The organism is Alcanivorax sp. HI0007 (assembly GCF_001635525.1).
Classification (GTDB): domain Bacteria; phylum Pseudomonadota; class Gammaproteobacteria; order Pseudomonadales; family Alcanivoracaceae; genus Alcanivorax.
Genome location: NZ_LWEJ01000219.1, coordinates 1 through 26,105 on the forward strand (window position 1 = coordinate 1; position 26,105 = coordinate 26,105).

Annotated in this window: 18 protein-coding genes and 2 tRNA genes; 13 read left to right on the forward strand and 7 right to left on the reverse strand. The window is 58.9% G+C overall.

Annotation, left to right across the window (positions count from 1 at the left end; all coding sequences use genetic code 11):
* The 7 genes from A3714_RS10980 to A3714_RS11010 form a co-directional block, all read right to left on the reverse strand.
* The coding region (locus A3714_RS10980; protein WP_156493858.1) for an AMP-binding protein at positions 1-755 on the reverse strand (755 nt) is incomplete at its 3' end.
* 299 nt (positions 756-1,054) lie between these two features.
* Positions 1,055-3,010, reverse strand: a complete 1,956-nt coding sequence (locus A3714_RS10985; protein WP_063510102.1) for an acetyl/propionyl/methylcrotonyl-CoA carboxylase subunit alpha — start codon at positions 3,008-3,010, stop codon at positions 1,055-1,057.
* Between the two features lie 169 nt (positions 3,011-3,179).
* Positions 3,180-3,986 (reverse strand): enoyl-CoA hydratase/isomerase family protein, encoded by an 807-nt coding sequence (locus tag A3714_RS10990; RefSeq protein WP_062816482.1) that lies wholly within the window; start codon positions 3,984-3,986, stop codon positions 3,180-3,182.
* A gap of 105 nt (positions 3,987-4,091) precedes the next feature.
* On the reverse strand, positions 4,092-5,249 hold the full coding sequence (locus A3714_RS10995; protein WP_062816483.1) for an acyl-CoA dehydrogenase family protein: 1,158 nt from the start codon (positions 5,247-5,249) through the stop codon (positions 4,092-4,094).
* Positions 5,250-5,441: 192 nt separating this feature from the next.
* Positions 5,442-7,052, reverse strand: coding sequence for an acyl-CoA carboxylase subunit beta (locus A3714_RS11000; RefSeq protein WP_062816484.1), 1,611 nt, complete (start codon positions 7,050-7,052; stop codon positions 5,442-5,444).
* Positions 7,052-7,921 carry an SDR family oxidoreductase gene (locus A3714_RS11005; RefSeq protein ID WP_063510103.1) on the reverse strand — a complete coding sequence of 290 codons (870 nt, stop codon included), beginning with the start codon at positions 7,919-7,921 and terminating at the stop codon, positions 7,052-7,054. Before A3714_RS11005 ends, A3714_RS11000 begins: the two co-directional genes overlap by 1 nt.
* Positions 7,922-8,023: 102 nt before the next feature.
* A complete protein-coding gene (locus tag A3714_RS11010) occupies positions 8,024-9,811 on the reverse strand; it encodes an acyclic terpene utilization AtuA family protein (RefSeq protein WP_063510104.1) in 1,788 nt (595 codons plus the stop codon).
* Positions 9,812-10,012: 201 nt separating this feature from the next.
* Here A3714_RS11010 and A3714_RS11015 point away from each other — a divergent pair, with 201 nt between their 5' ends.
* The 13 genes from A3714_RS11015 to A3714_RS11080 all read left to right on the forward strand — a co-directional run bounded on the left by A3714_RS11015 (position 10,013) and on the right by A3714_RS11080 (position 26,100).
* A complete protein-coding gene (locus A3714_RS11015) occupies positions 10,013-10,603 on the forward strand; it encodes a TetR/AcrR family transcriptional regulator (protein ID WP_063510105.1) in 591 nt (196 codons plus the stop codon).
* Entirely contained in the window at positions 10,600-10,794 is a 195-nt protein-coding gene (locus A3714_RS11020) for a hypothetical protein (RefSeq protein ID WP_063510106.1), read from the forward strand. The genes A3714_RS11015 and A3714_RS11020 overlap by 4 nt, the downstream gene beginning before the upstream one ends.
* A 321-nt stretch (positions 10,795-11,115) precedes the next feature.
* A tRNA-Val gene (locus tag A3714_RS11030) sits at positions 11,116-11,191 on the forward strand.
* Positions 11,192-11,226: 35 nt separating this feature from the next.
* Positions 11,227-11,303: transfer RNA gene (locus A3714_RS11035), tRNA-Asp, on the forward strand.
* A gap of 603 nt (positions 11,304-11,906) precedes the next feature.
* Positions 11,907-13,283: a hypothetical protein gene (locus tag A3714_RS11040; RefSeq protein ID WP_063510108.1), complete on the forward strand. Its 1,377-nt coding sequence runs from the start codon at positions 11,907-11,909 to the stop codon at positions 13,281-13,283.
* 109 nt (positions 13,284-13,392) lie between these two features.
* Entirely contained in the window at positions 13,393-14,466 is a 1,074-nt protein-coding gene (locus A3714_RS11045) for a cyclic nucleotide-binding domain-containing protein (RefSeq protein ID WP_062816490.1), read from the forward strand.
* A gap of 34 nt (positions 14,467-14,500) precedes the next feature.
* Positions 14,501-15,430 carry an NAD(+) kinase gene (locus tag A3714_RS11050; RefSeq protein ID WP_062816491.1) on the forward strand — a complete coding sequence of 310 codons (930 nt, stop codon included), beginning with the start codon at positions 14,501-14,503 and terminating at the stop codon, positions 15,428-15,430.
* 102 nt (positions 15,431-15,532) lie between these two features.
* Positions 15,533-15,805, forward strand: coding sequence for a YeaC family protein (locus A3714_RS11055; protein ID WP_062816492.1), 273 nt, complete (start codon positions 15,533-15,535; stop codon positions 15,803-15,805).
* A 259-nt stretch (positions 15,806-16,064) separates the two neighbouring features.
* On the forward strand, positions 16,065-18,422 hold the full coding sequence (locus A3714_RS11060; protein WP_063510109.1) for a hypothetical protein: 2,358 nt from the start codon (positions 16,065-16,067) through the stop codon (positions 18,420-18,422).
* A gap of 104 nt (positions 18,423-18,526) precedes the next feature.
* Positions 18,527-21,139, forward strand: a complete 2,613-nt coding sequence (gene pepN / locus A3714_RS11065; protein ID WP_063525757.1) for an aminopeptidase N — start codon at positions 18,527-18,529, stop codon at positions 21,137-21,139.
* A gap of 366 nt (positions 21,140-21,505) precedes the next feature.
* Complete coding sequence (locus A3714_RS11070) at positions 21,506-23,440, forward strand: DUF1302 domain-containing protein (RefSeq protein WP_369817833.1); 1,935 nt, start codon at positions 21,506-21,508, stop codon at positions 23,438-23,440.
* 45 nt (positions 23,441-23,485) lie between these two features.
* Positions 23,486-24,892 (forward strand): DUF1329 domain-containing protein, encoded by a 1,407-nt coding sequence (locus A3714_RS11075; RefSeq protein ID WP_062816496.1) that lies wholly within the window; start codon positions 23,486-23,488, stop codon positions 24,890-24,892.
* Between the two features lie 116 nt (positions 24,893-25,008).
* On the forward strand, positions 25,009-26,100 hold the full coding sequence (locus tag A3714_RS11080; protein ID WP_063510069.1) for a YCF48-related protein: 1,092 nt from the start codon (positions 25,009-25,011) through the stop codon (positions 26,098-26,100).
* Positions 26,101-26,105 lie beyond the last annotated feature (5 nt).

Here is a 26,105-nt window from a genome sequence, read left to right on the forward strand (position 1 = left end):
TCTTCCTTGTTCAGGCGCACCGCAGAGTAGCCAAAGCCACCGTAGGCTTTTTCCCAACGACCATGATTGAACACCACCGCCTTGGGTAGCCCGGTCGTCCCGGAGGTATAGATATAAAAGAGCGGGTCACGCAAGAAGGTCTGCTTGGTGGAGGCAGGATTCTCGCTGGAGCAGTCCTTGATTTCGCTGGCCAGGTTCTTGTAACCCGAGGGGGCTTCACCCGGATTTTCCAGGGTGTCCTGATCGGCAAAGAAGAAGAAGTTGTCCTTCAGGTCCAGGTCGCCACGGACTTCTTCCACGGCTTGCACCAGCTCCTCACCGACGATTGCCGCCTTGGGTTTCACCAGATTGAAAGAATGAATCAGTACCTTGCCGCGCTGGGAGGTATTGATCAGGGCCGCGCAGACCCCCAGCTTGGCGCAGGCCGCTACGGTGACGAGCAGTTCCGGGCGATTTTCGATGTTGACGGCGATGGTGTCGCCTTTCTTCAGGCCGATGGAGGCCAGATAATCTGCCAACCGGTTGGTCCAGGCATTGAACTGCTTGTAGGTAAGCTCGGTGTCCTCGTAAATCAGTGCGGCACCGTTGGGGTTCATGCCAGTGGCTCGCTCGATGGCCACGCCCAGGCCCAGAGGCTTGGTGGTGTCAGTGATCTTGGCCATCCGCGAGCCCTTGATCAGGCCTGGCAGATTGCTGACCACTTCGGGAACCTTGGACAGAAGCTTGGGCAACGTGATGATGTCGGCGTTGCTCATAGGATCTCCATTAGTCTGTGTTCTTGGAAGGCCCTGGCGCAACACACCGCAGAATCCGTCGATACAGGCCTGTCATTCGATCATGGCATGCAAACGATTATCCGAAGGCGGTTCAGCCGGGAACCCAGTATTGGCAAGCGGGCGCTTACCTTAACCGTAGCACCAGGGCAGGGCAAGAGCCCCGCCCCGTCGCTGTGCCGGGGCAGATTGCGGCGTTCCGAATTGGCCTTGTCTGCCCGATGCAAATTATTGAACCACGATGGAGTGTCCTTCTCCGTTAGTGATTTGTCACTGACGAATTATGTCTCCGGACTGTCCGGTTTGATGCTGACCAGCAACTGTTGACGCTTGACTTGGCTTCCAACCGCCAGATCTGCGGATTCCACGGTACCATCACAATCCGCCTTGAGGCTGTGCTCCATCTTCATGGCCTCCATGATGACCAGCACCTGACCACGTTTCACCGCGTCACCGGCTTTGGCGCATACCTCGATCACGGCCCCATCCATGGGCGCGCGAATCTGACCGGAGCCGGCCTGATCGCTGGTGCCCGCTGCGCTGTGGGTAGCATCCTCGAAACAGACACTATGGCCTTGCCATTGCAGCCAGCTTTGTTTGCCATCCTGGCACATGCGGTAGCGCTGCTGGACGCCGTCAATGGTGGCAAGACCGGGAGCCAGAGTCGCGATGCGATGGCTGTTCTCGCCCACGATCAGCTCCGCGTGGTTGTCCTGATAGCGGATGTAGACCGTCTGCTCATGGTCGCCGCAGCGAAGCTGGACCGGTTGCGCTCCCAGAGTGCTGGAGTGCCAGCCGCGCAGATCCGCTGACGGCGTTTCTGCCTCACAGCGGAGCAGGGCCGCCAGGGCCCAGAGCTGGCTGGATGGCGCTTCGCCGGCCATGCTGGCGTCGTCGGCAAAATCTTCGCCGATGAAGGCGGTGGTGGCTTCACCGCAGGCAAATACCGGATGGCGCAGGATGGCCGCCAGGAAGGGGCGGTTATCCCGGACCCCCATTAGCACCGTGTCCTCCACGGCACGTATCAGACGTCGCCGGGCGTCTTCACGGCTGTCACCCACGGCAATGATCTTGGCCAACATGGGATCGTAGTGGCTGCCCACCTCGTAGCCTTCCACAAGGCCATGATCGATACGCACACCATCGCCACTGGCCGGTTGCCAGCTTAGCACTGGCCCGGTTTGCGGCATGTAGTTTTGCGCCGGGTCCTCGGCGTACAGGCGCACCTCCATGGCGTGGCCGGTGAGCCTGACCTGTTCCTGGGTCAGGGGGAGAGGCTCGCCCCGGGCCACCTTGATCTGCCAGGCCACCAGATCCAGGCCGGTGACCAGCTCCGTGACCGGATGCTCCACCTGCAGGCGGGTGTTCATTTCCAGGAAGAAGAAATCGCCCTCCGGCGCCAGCAGGAATTCCACCGTGCCGGCCCCAACATAGTTGCAGGCCTTGGCCGCATTGACCGCCGCTTCGCCCATCTCTTGGCGCAGGGCCTCGTCCACGGCCGGGGAGGGGGCTTCTTCCACTACTTTCTGGTGGCGGCGCTGTACCGAACAGTCGCGCTCACCCAGATGGATCACATGGCCATGGCGGTCGCCGAATACCTGGATTTCCACATGCCGTGGCTGCATCACGGCGCGCTCCAGGATCAGCTCGTCGCTGCCGAAGGCACTTTTCGCTTCCTGGCGGGCGCTTTTCAGCTGGGCGGGAATCTCGCTGGCATCGGTGACCACGCGCATGCCGCGGCCGCCCCCCCCGGCGCTGGCCTTGATCATCAGCGGCAGGCCGATGCGTTCGGCTTCCTTCAGCAGAGTGGCGTCGCTCTGGTCTTCGCCTTCGTAGCCGGGAATGCAGGGGACACCCGCTTCAATCATGGCCAGCTTCGACAGGCGCTTGGAGCCCATCAGGTGAATGGCATCTTCGTCCGGGCCGATAAAGGTAATGCCGGCGTCCTTGCACGCCCGGGAAAAGCCGGCATTTTCGGAAAGAAAGCCATAGCCCGGATGCACCGCATCGGCACCGGTCTTGCGGCAGGCATCGAGCAGGGCATCCACGTTCAGATAGGACGCGCTGGCCAGGGCCGGCCCAACACACACCGCTTCGTCCGCCAGTTGTACATGACGGGCACCGGCATCCGGTTCGGAATAGACCGCCACGGTCCGGTAGCCCAGGGACTGGGCGGTGGCGATGACCCGGCAAGCAATCTCGCCACGGTTGGCAATCAGGATTTTTTCAAAGCTCATTGTGGTTCCTTACCGGTGTTCCGGTTGAAAATTCTTTCCCGCAGGAGTGGCGCTTCAGGGCACGAACAGCTCAGGAGCGAGGTACGAGAGACGGGTTGCGAAATACAAAAACGAAGCCGCTGTTTATAGGTTTTCGCTACTCGTCACTCGCGCCTCGCAACGTTTGTGCTCATTGGTTCCACTTTGCCGGGCGTTTCTGTACGAACGCCATGGTGCCTTCCTGGCCTTCCTCGCTGTTCACGGCGGCGGCGAAATCCTTCGCGGCCTGATCCAGTAATGCCTCCATGGGTTGGTGACCCACGTCCAGTACCAGTTGTTTGGTTACCCGATTGGCATGGGGGGCGCATTTGCGCACCGCTTTGAGGGTATCTTCCAGCAAGGCCTCCAGAGCATCGGCATCGGTGGCCACCTCGTGGACGATCCCCAGTCGACGGGCTTCTTCACCCTGGAAGCGGATGCCGGTGAGGGCCAGCCGCCGGGCCTGGGTCAGGCCGATGCGCTCGACCACAAAGGGGGCGATCTGGGCGGGAATCACGCCCAGGCCGGTTTCCGGCAGGCCGAACGTGGCGCCGGTGTGGGCAAGCGCCACATCGGAAATGCAGGCCAGACCAAAGCCGCCCCCCAAGACCGCACCTTCCAGCACCGTAATCAGCACCTGGGGCTGATGATTGGCGGCGGTGATCATTTCCCCGAAACGGCGATTGAGTTTCTGGAAGGCGTCACCGTCGCCGCTGGCGGCCTGCTGGCGGGCACCTGCCATATCCTTGATGTCGCCGCCGGCACAGAAGTGGCCTCCGGCTCCGCGCAGTACGATGGCGCGGACATCTGCATCATTTTCCACGGCAGCAAACACGGCCATCAGCTCGTTGACCATGGTCAGGCTCATGGCGTTACGGCTGTCGGGCCGGTTCAGGGTGATGTGCAGAACCGGGCCGTCCTGGTTGATTTGCAAGGTGTCGGTGCTGGGTAAAGTCATGCATCGCCTCGTTGTTTTCTGTAGGAGCGTCGCTGGCGGCGCGATTCTCCGACCGTTTGTGATCGCGCCGCGAGCGACGCTCCTACGGATGGGTTTTCCCTGTGGTTATTTTTTCTTGCCCGGCAGGATATCCATGGTCTTGCAGATAATGCCCAGCATGATTTCGTCGGCGCCGCCACCGATGGAGCCGAGGCGACCATCCCGGTAAAGCTGACCGGCCGGGTTGTCCCACATAAAACCGTTGCCGCCCCAGTACTGCAGGCAGCTGTCAGCCACTTCCCGGCTGAGGCGGCCCACTTTCAGCTTGGCCATGGAGGCCAGTTGCAGCACATCCTTGCCGTTGATGTACATCTCGCAGGCCCGATAGGTGAGGGCGCGCAGGGACTCCACTTCGGTCTGCAGTTCAGCCAGGCGGAAGTGCACGGTCTGGTTGTCGATCAACGGCATGCCGAATACCTGACGATCCTTGGCATAGGCAATGGTCTCGTCGATCACATGCTGCATGCCCATCAGGCTGTTGGCGGCGGCAAAAAGACGTTCCTCCTGGAACTGGATCATCTGCATCATGAAGCCCATGCCTTCCTGGCCGATCAGGTTGCGCTGGGGAACACGTACGTTGTCGAAGAACACCTGGGCGGTTTCCGAGGAGCGCATGCCCAGCTTGTGCAGGGGCTTGTCCACGGTGATGCCGCCGGCATCCTTGGGTACGATGATCAGCGACTTGTTCATGTGCGGTTTGCCCTCGGACGTCTGGGCAAGCAGGCAGAACCAGTCGGCGCTGGGCGAGTTGGTGATCCACATCTTGGTGCCGTTGATCACGTAGTCGTCGCCGTCCTTGGTGGCGGTGGTCTTGATGGCGGCCACATCGGAACCGGCATGGGGCTCGGACACAGCAATGGAGGCCACCATGTCACCGGCAATGGCCGGGGCAAGGTAATTCTGGCGCAGCTCGTCGGAGCCGAAACGGGCCAGGGCCGGGGTGGCCATATCGGTCTGTACCCCGGTGGAGAGAGGCACGCCGCCGCAGTGAGTGCGGCCCATTTCCTCGGCCATGACCATGCCGTAGGAATAGTCCAGACCCATGCCGCCGAACTCTGCCGGCTTGGTGACCCCGAGCAGGCCCAGATCGCCCATCTTCTTGAACACCTCATGAATGGGGAAGCGACCGGCTTCTTCCCATTCCTTGACGTGGGGGTTCAGTTCTTTCTCGACAAAGTTGCGGACTGTGCGGCGTAGTTCTTCGTGTTCCTGAGTAAATTGCATGGGAAGCGTCCTGTTTTGTTCAATTAAGTTCGTTGTGTTCTGTCGTGCCTGTGGTACCTGGCGATGCCGGTGCGTGAATTAATAATTAATAGTGAATAGTTAATAACGAGAACCCTTTGAGGCCTTTCGTTTGGTGAAAACAGCATGGGGTTTTCACGTTATTAACTATTAATTCTTAATTATTAATTGCCTTTACAGTCTCGCCACCCCGAACGCATTCGGGTGCAGCTCGCGGTGTTGGGCATCGGCGCAAATGTCCAGGGCATAGGCCACCACACGGCGTGTGTCGCGGGGGTCAATGATGCCGTCGTCCCACAGCCGGGCCGTGCCGTAGAGGGCGGTGGACTGGCTGTCGAGTTTCTGGGCGGTGGTCTGCTGAAGCATGTCGAGTACCTTCTCGTCAGGCTCAATGCCGTTGGCGCGCTGCTTGGCCTCGGCCACGATGCGCAGCACCATGCCGGCCTGCTGGCCACCCATCACGGCAACTTTGGAGTTGGGCCAGGCAAAGATGAAGCGCGGGTCCAGGCCGCGGCCGCACATGGCATAGTTGCCGGCACCGTAGGAGCCACCGACCACGATGGAAATCTTCGGCACTCGAGCGTTGGCCACGGCCTGCAGCATTTTCGAGCCGTGCTTGATGACACCGTTCTGTTCCGCATCGGTACCCACCATGAAGCCGGTGGTGTTGTGAAGGAACAGTAGAGGCCGGCGTGTCTGGTCACAGAGCTGGATGAACTGGGCGGCTTTGGCAGCGCCACGGGGGGTGATCGGACCATTGTTGCCGATGATGCCCACGGGCTTGCCTTCGATGGTGCTCCAGCCGCACACGGTGGCACTGTCCCAGTCGTTCTTGAAATCGAGAAAGTCGGAGCCGTCGGCGATGCGGGCGATGATCTCGCGTACGTCGTAGGGTTTCTTGGCATCAGCGGGCACTACGCCGAGCAGCTCTTCAGCGTCATAGCGGGGTGGCTCGAAAGCGTTGCTGTCCGGTGCCGCCCGGCGCCAGCCCAGCAGCTTGACCAGGTCCCGGGCCTGACGGATGCCGTCGGCGTCGTTTTCTGCCAGGTATTCGGCGGTGCCCGCGGTACCACTGTGCATTTCCGCACCGCCCAGTTCCTCATCCGTGGCGATTTCGCCGGTGGCGGCTTTCAGCAAGGGCGGGCCGGCCAGGAACATCTTGGCGCGCTCGCGTACCACTACCACATAGTCGGACAGACCCGGCTGATAGGCGCCACCGGCGGTGGCATTGCCGTGTACCACGGTGATCTGCGGGATGCCGGCGGCGGACAGCCGTGCCTGATTGGCAAAGGTGCGGGCGCCGTCCACGAACACTTCTGCCGCGTAGTTCAGGTTGGCGCCGCCGGACTCCACCAGACTGACCACGGGCAGCTTGTTCTCCATGGCGATGCGTTGCAGGCGCAGGGTCTTGTGCAGGCCGGAGGGGGAGATGGTGCCGCCCTTGATGGCGGAATTGGAGGCGGTCACCAGGCAACGGACACCGGACACATAGCCGATGCCGGCAATGGTGCTGCCGCCGGCTTCGGTGCCGTCCTTGTCGTCGTGCATCTTGTAACCGGCCAGGTTCATCAGGCTCAGGAACGGCGAGCCGGTGTCCAGCAGCCGGGAGATACGCTCGTGGGGCAGCAGCTGGCCGCGTTTTTCGAACTTGGCACGCTTGCTCTCGGCGGTATCCACCACGGCCTGCTCAATGGCGCGGAATTCTTCCACTGCCGCCAGCAGGGCATCGCGGTTCTGCCGGTATTCCTCGCTGTTCGGGTCCAGTGCGGATTCAATGACTGACATTACAGGTCCTTGAAGACATCGGGGGTGGTGGCTCGGTGGAAGCCGTCAAACGGTTGGCTCTTGTCATGATCGGGCAGCGGGAAGATGGCCACGTTGCCCTGGCTGGCGGCGCCGTCGATGCGCAGGGTGTCACCGCTGATAAAGGCGGCGGCGTCGCTGAGCAAAAAGCAGATGGCGCCGGACACTTCGGATTCATTGCCCATGCGCTTGAGCGGTACGGCCGCACGCAGGGTTTTCAGGGTCTGCTTGAAGCCTTCCGGATAGGTGTCCATGCCGCTGGACATGATCCAGCCCGGGGCCACAGCGTTGACCCGCACCCCGCAGCTGCCCCATTCGTAGGCGGCGGTCTGGGTGAAGTTGACCATGCCGGCCCGGGCGGCGCCGGAGTGACCCATGCCGGGCATGCCGCCCCACATGTCGGCGACAATGTTGACGATGGCGCCGCCATTACGGTTCATGCCCTGGGTGAATACTTCCCGGGCCATCAGGAAGCCGCCGGTGAGGTTGGTGCGCACCACGGTTTCCCAGCCTTTCTGGCTGATCAGCGCCAGAGGGGAAGGGAATTGGCCGCCAGCGTTATTGACCAGGCCGTGGACCACCTCGACGGCCTTGTAGATCTCGGCAACGGTGGCCTTGACCACTTCTTCATCACGAATGTCGCAGGCGAAGCCGATGGCCTGGCCGCCGTCTTCTTCGATCTCTGCCGCCACGTTATCCAGTTTTTCCTGCTTGCGACCAACCAGCACCACGCGGGCACCCAGGGAAGCCAGTTCATGGGCGGTGCAGCGACCAATGCCGGAGCCGCCGCCGGTGACGATGATGTTCTGGCCGGCAAACAGGTCGGGTTTGAATACGGAACGGTATGACATTGTCGTTAATCCTTGTGTTGTCTCTTACTGTGTGAGCGCTCGTTCGACCGCGAATTGGCCTTCGAGATGCCGTCATGGTCGAACGACCACTCCCACAATGTCTTAGTTATCTTCGAGTGTTCTGGCGATCTCTTCACTCACCATCACCGGCATATCCAGTAACTGCTGGGCGAATGCCTTGCCCTGCGGATCAATGCGCAGGGAGGCGATGCCGCCGCCGCCCAATGCATTTTTCAGCAGGAAGTTGAAAGCATTCATGCCGGGCAAGGACCAGCGGCTGACGCTGCCGGTGTCCGGGTCGAGGACGTGTTGCATGTAATCGGCCACTGCCTCTTCGCCCAGAGCGGCATTCATAAAGGGCAGATACTCGGGGCGGCGGGCGATTACGCCGATATTGGCATGGTTGCCCTTGTCGCCGCTGCGGGCCCAGGCCAGTTTGACCAGGGGGACCGCCACGTCTCCGCTGGCGGTTTCGCCGTGTGGATCTGCCGGCAGGCTGGCGGAGTCAAAGGGCGCACCGGCAGGAATGCTGACGGGTATTGTGTCGCCGTCCAGGTTTACGGTAACCGGGATGCTGTTCTTGCTGACCAGAGTGGAAAACAGGCGGATGCGCGGGAACGGTTTGGGACGTCCGCCGACCAGGCCGGACAGCCCCGGGGCCATGCCGGTGGCAGCCTGGGCAATCTCCCGGGCAAACAGTCCCAAAGCTTTCTTGTCGTCGTGCAGGGCGCCGATTTTGACGACCACCTCGCGGGTGTCACCGCGACGGGCATGGGCGCCGTAAGTGGTTTCGCTGCCGAGAATTTCCACGCTGGTTTCGCGCATGGGGGCCATGCCCAATTGTGTGAACAGACCGGCCACCTTTTTCAGAATGGCATCGGCCACCACCTGGCCTTTCTGCGGGGCGTCGATGCCCCCCATCAGAAATGAGGCGGTGATGCGGTTACCGTCCGGGTAAGTGGCGGAGACTTTATAGGTGTCGCTGGGCGGCAGGCCTTTGGCGCCACTGACGCGGACCCGATTGTCACCCACCTGTTCCAGTGTCACGTTGGTGAAGTCACAGATCACATCGGGCAGCATGTAGGCGCGGGGGTCGCCGATCTCGTAGACGATCTGCTCGCCCACTGTCGCTGGGGTGACCAGGCCGCCGGTATTGTCCGGTTTGCTGATAATGAAGTGGCCGTCTGCAAAGCATTCGGCAATGGGAAAGCCCATGTTGTGGAAATCGGGCACATCGCGCCAATCGGTGAAATTGCCGCCGGTGCACTGGGCGCCGCACTCAATCACATGGCCGGCCAGGGAGCCCTGGGCCAGTTTGTCATAGTCGTCCTCGGCCCAGCCGAATTCGTGCATCAGCGGCCCCAGTACCACGGCGGAATCAGCAATACGGCCGGTGAGTACGATGTCGGCACCGGCATCCAGGGCCGCCTTGATCGGCAGGGCGCCCAGGTAGGCATTCATGGTCACCGTCATGGGGGGCAGGGGAGCGCCGCTATCCATTTCCGTCACATCGGCAAAATCATTGCGGCGCGGATTCAGGTCGTCGCCTTCCACCAGGGCAATTTTCATCTCGATGCCGGCAGCCTCGAAGACTTTCTCCAGGGCCTCGCGGCAGGCCCGCGGGTTCACCCCGCCAGCATTGCTGATGACTTTGATGTTTTTTGCTTTGATGTCCTTGGCCAGCGGCGCCATGACATTGTTGACGAAGTCGTGGGCGTAGCCGGCGCTGGGGTCCTTCATGCGTGCCCCGGCCATGATGGACAGGGTGACCTCGGCCAGGTAATCGAACACCAGATAATCGATCTCAGCCTGCTTGACCAGCTGGAAAGCGGCGCTGTTGGTATCACCCCAGAATCCGGCGGCGCAGCCGATACGAACGGGCTCGGTCATGATGGCTCCATTTGCGTGTGAAAGCGTGGTCTCGTAAGCTACCAAGCAAGCGCTTGGTTTGGCAAGAGTCAGTTTCAAGCTACAAGCTTCAAGCTGCAAGCAAAAAAGTCTGTACAGGCTAATGGAAGGCTGCGCACTCACTGGCTTGCAGCGTGCATCCCGGAATCGGGATAATGCGGGGATACAAAACAGAGGAAAACAATGGCTGAGTCACTGGCAATTAATGGAATCGATGATTCTCCCCGCGGGCGTCTGCTCAGTGCTGCGGCGCACCTGTTCCGGGACAAGGGGTTCGACCGGACCACGGTTCGGGATATTGCGGCGTCAGTCGGGATCCAGAGCGGTTCTATCTTCCACCACTTCAAAAGCAAGGAGGATATCCTCTATGCGGTGATGGAAGAGGTGATTAATTTCAATACCGACCGCTTGCGGCGAGCCATGGCGGCAGAAAGCCGGCCGGAAGCGCAGTTGCGGGCGCTGGTGCGGGCCGAGCTGCAGTCCAACGTCGGCGATACGGCCGAGGCCATGGCCGTGCTGGTCACGGAGTGGCGATGCCTCAGTGAGGAAAAGCAGAGCAAGGCGCTGGAATTGCGGGCCATCTATGAACAGCTGTGGCTGGATGCGCTGAATGCCCTGCACGGGCAGGGGGCATTCCGGGATGATCCCTTTATCATTCGCCGTTTGATCACCGGGATGACCGGCTGGGTACCCAACTGGTTCGACCGGGAGGGGTCCCTGACGCTGGATGACCTGGCCGACATCATCGTCCGCCGGGTGGTGGGGGAAGCATGATCGGCAATGCCATCAGTTGGGGGCAAAGCGGCTACTCCATCATCGAGGAAGGAGAGTTGAACCGGCAGACCTGGGCCCTGGATGTGCATCATTACCTGATAGCCAAGCCGAACGGGCAGCCGGTGCCGGGCAAATTTACTCTCGATGAGGCCAAGGCGCATATCGAAGCGCTGGAGGCGCAAGAGAGTTGAAACGGCAAGCTACGCAGCCGCTGTAGGAGTCCATGCTTGCATGGCGAACCTCGCGTTAGCGAGGAAATCGCCCGAAGGGCGATCAGGCCTGTGGGGCTTCGACAGCTTCTTCTTCGGAGATCGGGAGCAGCCGCATCGCCTTTTCATCGCTGAAGCTCTGTTCGCCATGCAAGCATGGGCTCCTACAGCGGTTTTTTTGGCCGTTTTGCCCAAGATTTAGCCGTTCCGACCATTTTCTAGGCAAACGGACTTTTTTCTGCAAAAAGCCGTTGACACCCCGGGCCCAATCCCTAAAATGGCGCCCACTTCGCAACGCGATGCGGGTGGTTAGCTCAGCTGGGAGAGCATCTGCCTTACAAGCAGAGGGTCGGCGGTTCGATCCCGTCACCACCCACCAAGTTTCAAGAGTAAAGAGTTCCGAAAGGAATAGCTGGAGCGGTAGTTCAGTTGGTTAGAATACCGGCCTGTCACGCCGGGGGTCGCGGGTTCGAGTCCCGTCCGCTCCGCCACTATTCAAGCATTAAAGGCTCCCATCGATGGGGGCCTTTTTTGTTTCTGCCTTCTCGTCCACGCCGCCACCGACGCCTGACAAAGCGTAAGCGCTGACCCGGTATATCCGGTATCCGTCCATTTTTCATGAACTTGTCACTGAATCCCTGTCTAATTTCAGGTCCACAACACTGAAAAGACGAAAGGAGGACAAGCCAATGGAAGACTATCTGGAAGAGCGCCTTGAAGAGAAGCAGCTCATGGAATGCCTGGAGGAGTGGCTGGAAGAAGACAGCTGGGTCGATGACGGAGAGGAGCTCTGATTCCTTTCCGTTCAGCCCTTCTCCGGTTCCCCTCGCATTCCTCCCCGCCGAACACCTGATACCGACTTTTTTCCTGGCAACGTGACGCCGTTAGTGGCGCTGGCTCAATGCTTTCCTGCAAGCTGGCAGCGGCTTTGCCTATGCTTTTTTTTTACTGCCATTCAGGTCACACTCTTTTGTGAGGGGCTGACTATAATTGGCAGCACCCTGATTTTTGCCAGTGTTTTCCGGGACTGCAGGCAGTGACGCCGTGGCAGGTCAGTGGCCAACTAAAATAATTCTCAAGGTAAGGAAGGACACATGCCTCTATCCTCCGTGACGTCCGAAGCGATTTTGTTTTTTGATCACCGGGGCATTACGAAAAGTATGCTGTACGCGGATTTTGAGGCGATCCTGGATGGCATGGTGGGTGTGCCCGAATTTGCCGACAAGGAAGTCCGCGGAGCGTATTGTCTGGTCAATGGCCAGCTACGCGTGCGCTCTCTGGTGCTTTTCACCATCGATTTTGATGAAGATGGCATGGCGGATACGACCTGGAATGTGCCATTGCGCCACCTTGCTGAGCACGCCGGGCAAGGGCCGGATATGGGAGCCGGGCCGATCCGTCTGGCCTGTCGCAGTCAGTGCCCGGTGGCCTGGCACCAGGATCAGATGTGGGACCCGGGCATGAAGCCGGGGGCCAATGATTTTATTGCTATTCGTGACACCATTCGGGAGCGTGGTCCCAAGCTGGGTCTTGAGATCGATGACGAGCTGGATTCCATGCCGGCCACGCCGCCGCCGGTGATTGGTGCCGAGACGAAGGCGCCCACCATCGCCCCGGATCAAAGCGAAAGCCGGAAAGAGGCCGACGAAGAACGGGTTCGCTTGGCCCGAATTATCAAGGAGCTGCGCCTGCGGGTGCAGACGCTGGAGAATTCCCACTCCGAAGAGGTGGGGAAATTGCGTTATGCCGCCCAGCAGAAGGAAGAGATCCTGAATGCCCAGCTGGAAAAAGTCATGGGCCAGTTCAAAACCCTCAAATCCCAGAATGTGGCCCTTCGCGAGCAAAACGATTCACTGAAAGCCCAGGTGATTTCCCTGACCCAGAGCCTTGAGGAGCAGAGCCAGCAAAGCCAGTCCCAGGGGAGTGAGCTGGAGGTGCTGACTGAGCAGTACAAGCTGGCTTTGGAGCAGCGCATCGAGGAAGAGCGTGCCAAGCTTTCCGAGCAGATCCACGCCAAGGAAATGGATGTGCTGACCCGGGATGATCTGATCAGTCAGCTCAAGCAGGAGCTTGGTGAGCTCAAGCGGAACCGGGTCAAAGAGGCCAGTACCGGGGCCCAGAAGGTGCTGGAGAAACTGGAGAGCCTGGGGTTGAGCTTTATTGCCTTTCACCCTGGGGCGGGGCATATCTCGATTTCCGCCGACCAGATCGGCAGTTATATGGAAAATCCGGTGGCCTTTGCGGCGCGTAAGTGCCTGGTTACCGAAGACCACTATCGGGCCTGGCTGGCTCACTACGAAAACCCGGTCTGCCAGGTCCCGGTGGGTGCCGATCAGCAAGCCTGTGGCAAGCGTGTGATCCGGGTGGAAGTGCCCAATCAGTTCAAGCCCGGGGTTTCTGACTGCAATGCCAATCGTTGCCCCAATTGCCGGAATGATTCCGCCATCGACAATGTGTTGCGCTTTCGCTGATGCCGGAATGTGAACCAGTGCCATTTCCATGAAGAATGGTAGGTTTTTTGCATTCTCTACGCTGAAAGTATGATGTTGTCTTCAGAACAAGAATCCGGGAGCGGCTGTTATGGCACAGGAATCCATTGATAAAAGCCTTTTGCAGACCTTTGTGCCAGTGAATGCGCTGTCCGGGGATCAGCTGGACTGGTTGCTGGACCAGCAGGAAGTGTGTCGCTTTGCGTCAGGAGATGCCCTTTTTTCGCAGGGCGACAAGGACAACACCACGATTTACTTGCTCAGCGGCAAGGTCGAGCTGACCGATGAAGCGGGGCAGACACGGATTGTCAGTGCCGGGGATACGGCATCCTGGCACCCGTTGGAGCATGCGCAGCCTCGTCGCAGTACGGCCCGGGCATTGACTGAGGTCAGTGTGGTTCGCTTTGACAGCTTTCGGCTGGATACCATTCTTTCCTGGGACCAGTCGGCGGGGTATGTGATTCTCGATATCAATGCCAACTCTGCGTATCAGAATGATCGCGAGTGGATGATCCGGCTGCTCAAGTCCAAGCTGTTTCACCGGGTTCCCCCCAGCAACATCCTGGAAATCTTCCGTCGCCTTAAAGCCCATCGTCACAAGCAGGGTGAGGTCATCATCCGCCAGGGGGAGGCCGCAGACTGCTGTTATATCCTCAAAGAGGGGGTTTGCGAGGTGGCCATCAGCATGGGTGACGGTGCGCCGACACCGGTTGCCATGCTGGAGGAGGGGCAGTGGTTCGGCGAAGAGGCGCTGCTTTCCGGCAAGCCCCGCAATGCTACGGTGACCATGGCCACCGACGGGGTGCTGATGAAGCTGGAACGCCAGGACTTTGATGCCCTGCTGCGCGAGCCGATTATCAACACCATGCCGGCGGAAAATGTGCTGGGTGCTGCGGAAAAAGGCGCCTGGTGGCTTGATGTGCGCACCAGCGATGAATTTGACCAGGAGCACCTGGTCGGCGCCACCAATATGCCGCTGAATGTGCTGCGGCTGAAATCCCGCCTGCTGGATCCCAGCAAGACCTATATTGCCTACTGCGATACCGGTCGACGTAGCGCCACGGCGGCTTTTCTGTTAAAAAACGCCGGCTTGGACGTAATCGTTCTGGATGGCGGCTTGAATGCCAATGCTGCTAACCTGAGCGAGTACCTGACACAGGGGTAATTGCTCACCGGATGGCGGGCGAGCCCTCCACCGGATGCAGCTTCGGCTGCCCAGGATTAGTGTGGCGCAAGAGACTTTTAGCAACAAATTCCGCAATATCGGCCTGATAGCCCGTTCAGAAAGCGAACAGGCGCTGTATTCCCTGCGCCAGTTGATCCATTTCCTCAATGGGCGGGACTGTACCGTTATCCTCGACAAGAACATCGCCGGCAGCCTGCCAGAAATGGGGCTGCAGGCAGCATCTGCCACGCAGATGGGGGAAGCCTGTGATCTGGTGATTGTGGTCGGGGGCGATGGCAGCTTGCTGGGCGCCGCCCGTACTCTGGCCCGTTTTGATGTGCCGGTGCTGGGCGTTAACCGTGGTCACCTGGGGTTTCTCACTGACATCCTTCCTTCCGAAATCGAAAGCCGGGTAGGGCAGGTGCTGGATGGTGAGTACACCACCGAAAAGCGGTTCCTGCTGGATCTGGAAGTTCGCCGCGGCAAGACCGTGGTGGGTGAGGGCTGCGCCCTGAACGATATCGTGCTGCTGTCCGGTGACAGTGTGCATATGATCGACTTCGAGCTGATGATCGATGGCCATTTTGTCTATGGCCAGCGGTCTGATGGTCTGATCATCTCCACACCCACCGGTTCCACGGCCTATGCGCTGTCCGGCGGGGGGCCAATCATGCATCCCAAGCTGGATGCCATGGTAATGGTGCCGCTCAATCCCCATACCCTTACCAGCCGGCCGCTGGTGGTGGCCGGAGACAGCGAGATCAAGATCCATATCACCACCGAAAAGGTCCGTCCGCTGGTCAGCTGTGATGGCACCGCCGGGATTCGTCTGCAGGTGGACGATGTGATTGCGATCCGCAAGAAGCCTCACCGTCTGCACCTGATTCACCCACCGGGACATGATTTCTACCAGGCCTGTCGTTCCAAGCTGGGCTGGAGTACCCGCCCCGGTGACAGCAGTTGAAAATCAGGGAAGTGTTAGACTGACAAGGCTGCACCGTACCCAGTTGGAGTCATGCTTGCGACTCCGTCCATGATGCAGCTGCAGCGTAAATGAGTGATCGATATGACCTACCAGAGCTTTGATGAACTGATTGCCGCCATGACCCCGGAGGTCTGCGACAACATGCGGCGCGCCATCGAAACCGGCAAATGGGCAGATGGGCGGCCGCTGACTCGTGAGCAGCGTGAAACCTGTCTGCAGGCGGTCATCGCCTGGGAAGCCCGCAACTTGCCAGAGGAGCAGCGCACTGGCTACATGGAGCAGCAGTGCAAGAGTGAAGGAGAGGCGCAGGAGGAGCAGCCGGTGATCCTGCGAGCCCCGGATCGACTGCAATAGCCCTGCTAGCGCCCCCCCTCAAAGGCGATGACTGGCTGGTCGTCGCCTGGATACCGCCTGTCGGACTACCGTCCTTCTTTTCCCGTCAAAGACCGTTGGTGCTCTCCTTAACATACTGTATTCTTCCTAGGTGACAACTCCGTTGTGTAGCGTAGCCGACGCAGACTCGGCACACGCGGAAGATGTCTTTCTGGGTGCGTTATGGGAGATAGCGGCGCAATCAGAAATAAAAAAGATAACAAATGGTTTGGGAGAACCCATGCATATCTACAAGAAAGTACTGCCTGCGGCAGTGGCCCTGGCACTGGCGGCCTGCGGTGGCGGCAGTGATACCGTTCCTGATCAGAGTGAGGGTGCGACCCAAATCGGGACTTTTCCCCGTTTTGATCCTCTGGCGTCTGATCTACCCCTGAATACAGATCTGATTTTTGCAGCGGCCGCCACTTCTGACGGTACTGCTAATGTCGGGACTCCTACCAATGCGGTAGAGGCGGCCATCAATGATCTGGATGGTTTCTCCACGACCGCATATTTCGATATCGGTTTTGCTGGCGGCTCCATTGATGCGGGCACGGTGTGCGCGCTCGGCAGCCCTTGCGTCCCCAACGTGTTTCTGATTCCGCTGAACAGCAACGGGGATGCTCTGGATCCAGCCAATATTGATCTGATGAGCCCGGTAAATTCTGCGGATATTCCCGGTTTCACAGCTTCCGTGGAGTCCCTTGATGGGGGGACCGATAACGTCCTTCGTGTGACCCCGTCCGAGCCATTGCTGGCAAAAACCAAATACCTGGTTTTCGTCACGAACGGCATTCTCGATACAAATGGTAGCCCTATTACGCCTTCCAGTGCCTACCAGACTTTGGGTGAGAATGAGCCCGCATTGACAGCGGCGCTTCAGCCTGTCCGGACTGCTGTACAAGGCTGGGAAGCGATAGCATCGGGATTTCTCGCTAATGTGTTGGGGCTTGACCCGCTTGATGCCCGGGATTCCGTGGTGATCTCTTATACATTTACCACTACCGATCCGGTCACTCCTTTGGTCGCCATGGGGGCCCCACGCGGTGCTATTGCACAAACCCTGATTAATGGCGGTTCTGCCCCTGGTGATGCAGTTGCAGCTGCCACTAACCTGGAAAACAATCAGTTGCTGAGCACGCCCAAAGCGCGCACGGTTTCCGTAAACGCGGCTACGGGGCTGGATTTCTCGGCGCTGACGGCCGGACAACTGGCTGCAGGGGTTGGCACGCTTTATACCGGCAGCATTTCATTGCCTTATTACCTGTCTGCCCCTGCTGCACCGACAGACTTCAGTTACCTGCAGAAGACCTGGAATGCGGATCAGGTGCTGGGTTCCCAGGTAGGAGAGGGCGTTCCTCCAGCCGATCTTGACGGTTCTTATAATGTGACCTACCGGTATCCCTTTGCTGCAAAAACCGGCGATGAGCTGGTGCCGCTACAGGTGACCCTGCCGAATCCTGCTACCGCACCCGCAGAGCTGATGGGCGCAACCTGTGCCAATGTGCGTGATAACTCAGGTTACCCTGTGGTCATGTACGTTCATGGTATTACCAGCGATCGGACCTCGGTCATGGCACTGGGCCACACCCTTGCATCCAAGTGCGTTGCCACCGTGGCCATTGACTTGCCAGTCCATGGGGTGCCGGCCAACAGTAACTTTGCTGCCGCATTGAATGTTGAGAACAGTGCGCTGATTGATTTCTCTGCCCTTTACGGCGAGGACTTCCATGAGCGTCATTTCAATGTGGTTCAGGGGGCGACGGGTAACCCGGCCCTGATGAATTTTGACAGCCCGACCGCACAAGATGGCTCAGGTGCCTGGTTCATCAATCTGGCGAATTTGGGTAACACACGGGACAACCTCCGTCAGTCGGTGATGGATCTCATGAACCTGAATGCCAGTTTGCAGGCCATCAGCGATCTGGATATTGCGACTAATGGCACGCTTGATACTGATAATGTAACGGTAGTGGGTGCGTCACTGGGTGCGATCGTAGGGTCTGTCTTTACCACCGTGAATCAGATAGCGATTGGTAACGACATGTCCTTCGGTAGCAATCTGAACCCGATCAAAGGCCTGGTTGCATCGGTTGGGGGTACGCAGTTGACCCAGATACTGAACAACTCCCCGACGTTTGCTCCTCGCATTCAGGCAGGGTTGGCGGCCAATGGCGTTAATGTCGGTACCAGCAACTACGAGAGCTTCCTCTATGCTGCGCAAAGTACCGTTGCGTCCGGTGATCCGGTGAACTTTGCCGAAACGCTTGGCACCCTTGGCGTGCCGGTACTGATTCAACAGGTCAATGGTGACGCTGTAGTGCCAAACGGTGATCCGGCCCTGCCCTTGATGGGAACAGAGGCGTTGGCGTCACTTACTGGTGCGACCCAGTTTGGTCCCGGCGCAGCGAATGTGACCAGCACACCGGGCTATGTGAAAATGACCGCCGGTGGACATGGCTCGCTGCTGACCCCGTCGGGCGGTGCGCCGCAGGTCACTGCAGAAATGCAGGCCCAGGTTGTCAGTTTTGTACTGTCGTCGGGTGCACAGGTGGGTATAGGGACCCAGGCGCCTGGAGATGTGGAGGCGGCTCCGTAACCTGACGCACAACCGTTTATCACAACACCCCGCTTCTGCGGGGTGTTGTCGTTTAGGGCAAGTGTCTAATATGGGCAGCATCAGAAACGCAGCAGGAGTCATGCATGGAAACCGCGCATAGTGCAGTTAAGACCACCCGGTTGGAGGAATATCAGCCTCCCGTCTATCTTGTGGAAGAGGTGGTTCTGGATGTGGATATCCATGATGGCGTGACAACAGTCACCAGCCGTTTGTCTCTGAAGCATAATCCGGCGTCTACTGTTCCGGCAGGTGAAATGCGCTTCAATGGCGAGGGGCTTGCCCTGCGCGCTTTGAGCCTGGATGGGGTTGCGCTGGATGATGGTCAGTACGAGTACAGCGACAATGAATTGATTGTCAGGGGGTTGCCTGAACATTGCCAACTGACGTCGATCGTAGAGATCCAGCCGGAAAAGAATACCGCCCTCGACGGTCTCTACCGCTCCAACGGCATGTACTGCACCCAGTGTGAAGCGGAAGGCTTTCGCCGCATCACCTTTTTTCCGGATCGCCCGGATGTGCTGGCCCGCTTTACGACCACGGTTCGCGCCGACAAGAAGCGCTACCCGCTGCTGCTATCCAACGGCAACCCGGTCGCGCAAGGAGAGGAGGGGGATCGCCACTGGGTGACCTGGGAGGATCCCTTCCCGAAGCCCTGCTATTTGTTTGCCCTGGTAGCCGGCGACCTGGCCTGCCTGGAAGACAGCTATACCACCGGTTCCGGTCGCCGGGTATCGCTACGCCTTTATGCGGAGCACCGTGATCTGGACAAGCTGGACCACGCCATGCTGTCCCTGAAAAATGCCATGCGCTGGGATGAAGAGACCTACGGGCGTGAGTACGACCTGGATATCTATATGATCGTGGCAGTCAGCCACTTCAATATGGGGGCCATGGAAAACAAGGGCCTCAATATTTTCAATACGTCCTGTGTGTTGGCGCACCCGTCCACGACTACCGATGCGGGGTTCCAGCGAGTGGAATCCGTGGTGGCCCACGAGTACTTCCATAACTGGTCCGGCAACCGGGTTACCTGCAGAGACTGGTTTCAGCTCAGCCTCAAGGAGGGTTTCACCGTCTTCCGCGACCAGCAGTTCTCTGCGGACATGAACTCCGCCGCCGTGCAACGGGTGGAGAATGTGGATTTTCTCGTTAACCATCAGTTCCCGGAAGATCAGGGCCCCATGGCCCATCCCGTACGCCCGGCGGAATACCAGAAAATTGATAATTTCTACACGCTGACGATCTATGAAAAGGGTGCCGAAATTGTCCGTATGCAGTACCACCTGTTAGGGCCTGAAGACTTTCGTCGCGCGACAGATCGTTATTTCGAGCGTTTCGATGGTCAAGCCGTCACCTGTGATGACTTCGTTGCCTGCATGGAGGAGATCTCCGGCCGGGATCTGACCCAGTTCAAGCGCTGGTACAGTCAGGCCGGCACCCCGATTCTGACAGTGACGGACATGCTGGAAAATGGGCGCTACCAGCTCACCTTCCGTCAGCATACGCCCCCGACACCGGGACAGGCGGAGAAGCAGCCGTTGATGATTCCAGTCCGTCTGGCCTTGCTGGACGAAGCCGGTGAGCCCTTGCCACTGGATGAGGCCGGCAATCGGGAGAAGGTCATTATCATCGACGGGGAAGAGCAGACTTTCAGCGTTGATGCCACAGGGCCGGTCACACCGTCCTTGCTGCGGGGTTTTTCAGCGCCGGTGGTGCTGGACTACGCCTTCGATCATGGCCAGTTGTCTCGCTTGCTGGCCCACGACAGTGATGGCTACTGCCGCTGGAGCGCCGCCCAGCGGCTCTATTTCTCTGCCCTGGATCGTCTGGTCACGGGGGAGGGGACCGCCGGGGCCGAAGCGCAATTGCTGGTGCCGGTATTGGAACAGGTGATTGCCCGGGCCGATGAGGATCCGGCCCAGGCGGCCCTGCTGTTGTCACTGCCCGGTGAAGTGGCCCTGGGGGACCGTCATACCCCCCTGGATCCGGGCAGCGTGCATGTGGCTCACCATGCCATGAAGCAGGCACTGGGCAAGGCATTGCAGGATCACTGGCTGTCCCTGGCGGAAAACCTGATTGCGACCGAGCTGGAAATGGATGGCCGTGCCATGGGGCGGCGTCAATTGCGCAACCTGGCGCTGGATTACCTGGCGGCGTCCGGCCACCCGGAAGCGCAACGCCTGGCGGTCGAATTGTTCGAGCTGCCCTTGTGCATGACTGAAGAGCTGGCGGCATTGCGTGTGCTGGTGCATTACAACCTGGCTGGTGCAGATCAAGCGCTGGCCCAGTTTGCAGAACGCTGGGCCGATGAGGCTCTGGTGATGGACCAGTGGTTTGCGGTTCAGGCCTCCATGCCGGGGCCTGCCAGTCTGTCCACAATAGAGGCGCTAATGGCGCACCCTGCTTTTGACTGGACCGTCCCGAATCGCGTACGCGCCCTGGTGGGCACCCTGGCGAATGGTAATCCGTCGGCTTTCCATTCTGCTGACGGGGAGGGGTACCGATTGTTTGCGGCGGTTCTGACCCGACTCGACGGGATTAACCCCCAGATCGCAGCCCGCCTGGCCAACGCTGCCGCGCGTCTGCCAAAGCTCGAACCCGGGCGTCGTGGCCAGCTGGCATCTGTCCTGGAGGCGGTGAAAAAGCAGGCCTCAGACAATCTGAGCGAGGTCCTTGGGCGGATACTCACGGCCTGATTGACGTGGTACTTGTACAAGGCGGAATCGTGAGACGTTGCCGCGGCACTTTGCAAGCCACCCGCCAACGTGGGGTATCAGGCCGTGGCCCTGGTTACGTTGATGCCTCAGGCTGATTAGGGCTTGGCTGGGGGCGCACAAAAGTAGTGACTGGCTGGTCGTTAAATGTACACTGAAGGGGGATTTCTTTTTGGTCCCGATATGTAAGAATTAAGACTTAGTCTGGGTAGGGGTGTGCATCGGAGAGAATGATGGGACCGATGACACAACGGGAGAAGCCGTTACCCGGGCAAGAACAATAAAGCCATGCATGGCAATTCGGAGAGCTACATGAATAATAATCCCCTGCGCAAAACCAGGTTAGCGATGGCTGTTGCTGGTGCTGCAGCCCTTACCAGCTTGTCAATTCCTGCCTCAGCGGTTCAGCTGCAATTCGATAACCCGGATTGGTCCGGTCGACTGGATACCGCCTTGTCTGTCGGTGCGCTGTTCCGTACAGAAGGGCAGGACCGGATGTTGGCGGCCACCGGTGATGTGGTTGACATGACCCTCCAGGGTTATGGCTCTCAGGTCAACAAGAACGATGCCAACAACAATTTTGATACCGGTCTGGCCTCGTTGGTGTACAAAATCACGCCGGAAATGGACCTGAGCTGGCAGGGACGTTATGGCATGTTCGTGCGAGCTACGGCGTTCTACGATCAGCAGATCATGGGTGGAGACCATGATGGCGGCGCGCTCATGAAGTCGGGTCCTTTCGTGCCGGGTAACGGTTTTACCCGCTATGCGACCTACTCCGATTATGCCAACAATGGTATCGGTGACGACTTCAACAGTGATGCAGAGCGCTATGCCGGCCAGCGTGCCCGTATGTTGGATGCCTATGTCTGGGGCAGTTTCGACCTGTTCGAGAAACCCCTCAACGTCCGTCTTGGCCAGCAGGTGATCAACTGGGGTGAGGCGTTGTTTATCCAGGGCGGCGTCAACACTGCCAACTACTTCGACCTCAACGCCCTGCGTCTGCCCGGTTCGGAGATCAAGGAAGCATTGCTGCCTCTGGATAGCCTGTACTTTTCCTACGGTTTGACCTTTAACGCGACCCTGGAAGGCTTTTACCAGTTCGAATGGGAAAACTCCGAGGACGCACCGTCAGGTACCTATTTCTCTACCCATGATGCGTTTCCGGGCAGAGGGGCTGACAACGTAATCATTGATGGTCGTGTGGTGGCTCTTGGCGCGGGCGCGCCGGGTCTTGAGAATGCCTTCGCCGCCTACACGGCTCAATTCGGCCCGGGTTATGAGTACGAAGCAACCCAGGTAACCGTTGACCGTATCCGTGACGAAGAAGCCAAGGACCATGGTCAGTTTGGTCTGGCTTACCGGTATTTCGCCGAAGGGCTGAATGGCACTGAATTCGCGCTTTATTATACCCGCACCCATTCCCGAACCCCTGTGGTCGGGTCACGGATCAACAAAATCAATACCTCGGGTCTGGCAGGCGTGCCTGAAACCATCGATACCACCGAGTATCAGATGGCCTATGTGGAAGATCAGGACATGTTTGGCGCCAGTTTCAACACCAGTATCGGCACCATGTCGCTGGCTGGTGAAGTGGCATACCGGCCGAAACGCGCCATTATCAACGAAATTGGCGACAACCTGATCCAGTCTTTGGCGGGCGCAGCAGCAAACCCGGCACCAACCCTGGGGAGTCTCACCCAGCATTGTGTGCGTGCGGAACTGGGTGGCAGCTGCCTCAATTCCAACACGCCAGTGCAGGAAGGCCAGCTCTACTACTTCTATGACGAAGTGGAAAGCTACAACGGCTCTCTGGTCAGCATCTTCAACTTTGGCCCCACCTGGGGAACCGATGGCCTGATCGCCTTGGTGGAACTGGGCGTGGAGCACATTGAAGGCCTGGAAAACCCAGAGCTGGAGTATAACTCCACGGCCGCCATCCTGGGATCAGAAGCCCAGATCCTGAGCCCGGATGATCCGAACAAATATAACCTGGATGACACATCCTGGGGGTATCGTGCGGTTCTGAAAGCGGATTACAACAACATTTTCGCCGGTATCTCCATGAGCCCCAGCGTGCGGGTTGCCCACGATGTCAGTGGCAATTCCCCCATCGGTGGCAACTTCATGGAAGACCGTAAGGCCGCCACTCTGGGGCTGGATTTTGTGTACCTGAACAACCTGGAAGTGGGCATGTCTGCCACCAGCTTCTGGGGCGCCAAATATTCCAACAAACTGGCCGACCGGAACAACGCTTCGGTTTCTGTTAAGTACTCGTTTTAATTTTTTCCGGGCCGGGATTCCGGCCCGTTTATTCGGAGAGCAATCATGTTGAAGAAATTGACCGCCATGGGCAGCGCGCTGGCGCTGTCACTGAGCGTCGCGGCCAATGTGCAGGCTGCCGTGTCCGCGCAAGAAGCGGCAAAGCTGGGTAAATCCCTGACTCCGTTCGGGGCTGACGTCAAAGGCAACGGTAAAGCCGTTTCCACTGGCCTTGGCATTCCCGACTGGACCGGTGGTATCCAGAAAAAGGATATCCCCAAGGAATACACCCGTCCCGGCCAGCACCACCCGGACCCTTTCAAGAATGACAAGGTAGTATTCACCATCACCGCCCAGAACCTGTCGCAGTATGCAGACAAGGTGCCTGAGGGTGTGCAGGGTATGCTGAAAACCTACCCGGATACTTTCAAACTCAATGTTTATCCAAGCCGCCGCTCCACCTCCGCGCCGCAATGGGTTTATGACAATACCAAAAGCAACGCGACCAAGGCTTCACTGGCCGAGACCGGCGTTAACAATGCCTTTGGCGGGATTCCGTTCCCGATTCTGAGTGGCAGCAACGAAGACAAGGCGCTGCAGGCGATCTGGAACCATATCCTGCGCTGGCGCGGGCTGTACGTGGTCCGTCGTGCTTCGGAAGTGGCGGTACAGCGTAATGGTGCCTACTCCCTGATTACTTCCCAGCAGGAAGTCTACTTCCGTTACTACGATCCCAAGTACAACTTCGACAGCCTGGACAACATCATTTTCTACTACCTGTCCTTCACCAAGGCGCCGGCACGTCTGGCCGGTGGTGCGGTATTGGTTCACGAAATGCTTGACCAGAAGAAAATGCCTCGTCAGGCCTGGGGTTATAACGCCGGCCAGCGTCGTGTCCGTCGTGCGCCCAACCTGGCCTACGATACGCCCATTGCGGCGGCTGACGGCCTGCGGACTGCCGATGACACCGACATGTATAACGGTGCGCCGGACAAGTACAACTGGAAGCTGGTTCACGAAAAGCCGGTGGAAATGTTCATCCCCTACAACAACTACAAGATGGACAGCCCGGACGTGAAATACGAAACCCTGCTGCAACAGGGCCACGTGAATTCAGACTACCAGCGTTGGGAGCTGCACCGTGTATGGGTCGTGGAAGCGAACCTGAAGGAAGGGGAGCGCCATATCTACGAGAAGCGTCGCTTCTACATTGATGCGGATTCCTGGCAGATCGCCGCCATCGACCAGTATGACCGTCGTGATGAGCTGTGGCGTGTCAGCCTTGCCTACATCAAGAACTACTACGAAGTGCCGACCCAGTGGACCGCTCTGGATACCTTCCACGATCTGCGGGCCCAGCGCTACCACGTTCAGTTCCTGGATAACGAAGAGCCGTCCATCCTGGATTACAGCCAGCCGGTACCGGATGATCGCTACTTCCATCCGGCCGCTCTGCGCCGCCGTGGACGTTAATGACAAGAAAAGGCTGACCGTTTAGCGGCAGCACTGGCAACGCGACCGGGACGCCCATGGCCCCCGGTCGTTTTGCACTCGGCTCGACCAACGAGCCTTCGGGAAGAGATGGGACAATGAGAAAAACACTTTTGCTGGCTACCGCAGCCATGCTGTCTGCCCCTTTGCAGGCACAGTTTATCGACAACAAATCGCCGTTGGTGACTGCCAATAACTATCTGGACCTGGCTGATGCCGGTGGCCGGATTGTGGCGGTGGGTGACCGTGGCAAGATTCTTTACTCCGATGATCAGGGGGGGCACTGGCAGGCGGCCAGGACGCCTGAAGAAGTCCTCCTGACAGCGGTCTGTTTCGCTGACGCCCGCAACGGCTGGGCTGTCGGCCACGATGCCGTGGTGCTTGGCACCCGCGATGGCGGGGAAAGCTGGACACTGCAATACAGCGATCCGCTGGGCGGCAGTGACGACAGTGACACCGTGGATGAAGAGCTGGACGATCTGTCCATGGACGATATCTATGGTGACCCCTACGAAGACGACGCCTACGGCGACGACCTTTACAGTGACGATCCCTACGAGGAGACCGCAGCGGCTCCGGTTGATACTTCCGGTGCGCCGCTGCTGGATGTGCACTGCGAAAGCCGGGACAAGGCTGTGGCGGTCGGGGGTTATGGGTATTACCTGGAGACCTCAAATGGAGGGGATACCTGGAACAAGCGCAGCAATGCGCTGAGCAACAATGATGGCTGGCACCTTTACGGCTATGCGGCAGCGCCGGCGAGCAGCGACCGTTATCTGGTTGGCGAAAAAGGCGTCATCTTTCGTTCCGCGGACAAGGGCGAGAATTGGGAAGCGTTGAGCAGTCCCTATGACGGAACCCTGTTCGGAGCGACCCCGATTTCCGACTATCAGGTGCTGGTTTACGGCCTGCAAGGCAATGTGTGGTTAACCGCCAATCGTGGCAGCAGCTGGGTCAAAGTGCCCAGCAAACTGACCCGTGGTGTGAATGATGGCACGGTGCTGGAGGACGGCACGGTGGTGCTGGTCACCAATGCCGGCGGCATTCTCACCAGCCATGATGGTGGTCAAACCTTCTCCCTGCGGTTCCTTCCGGACCGTGAATCCATCTCCGCAGTCTTGCCCAGGAAAAAGGGCGGCGTTGTGATCGCCGGCCAGGGTGGGGTGCGTGTGATTGAAGACGTGAAATAAGGGGC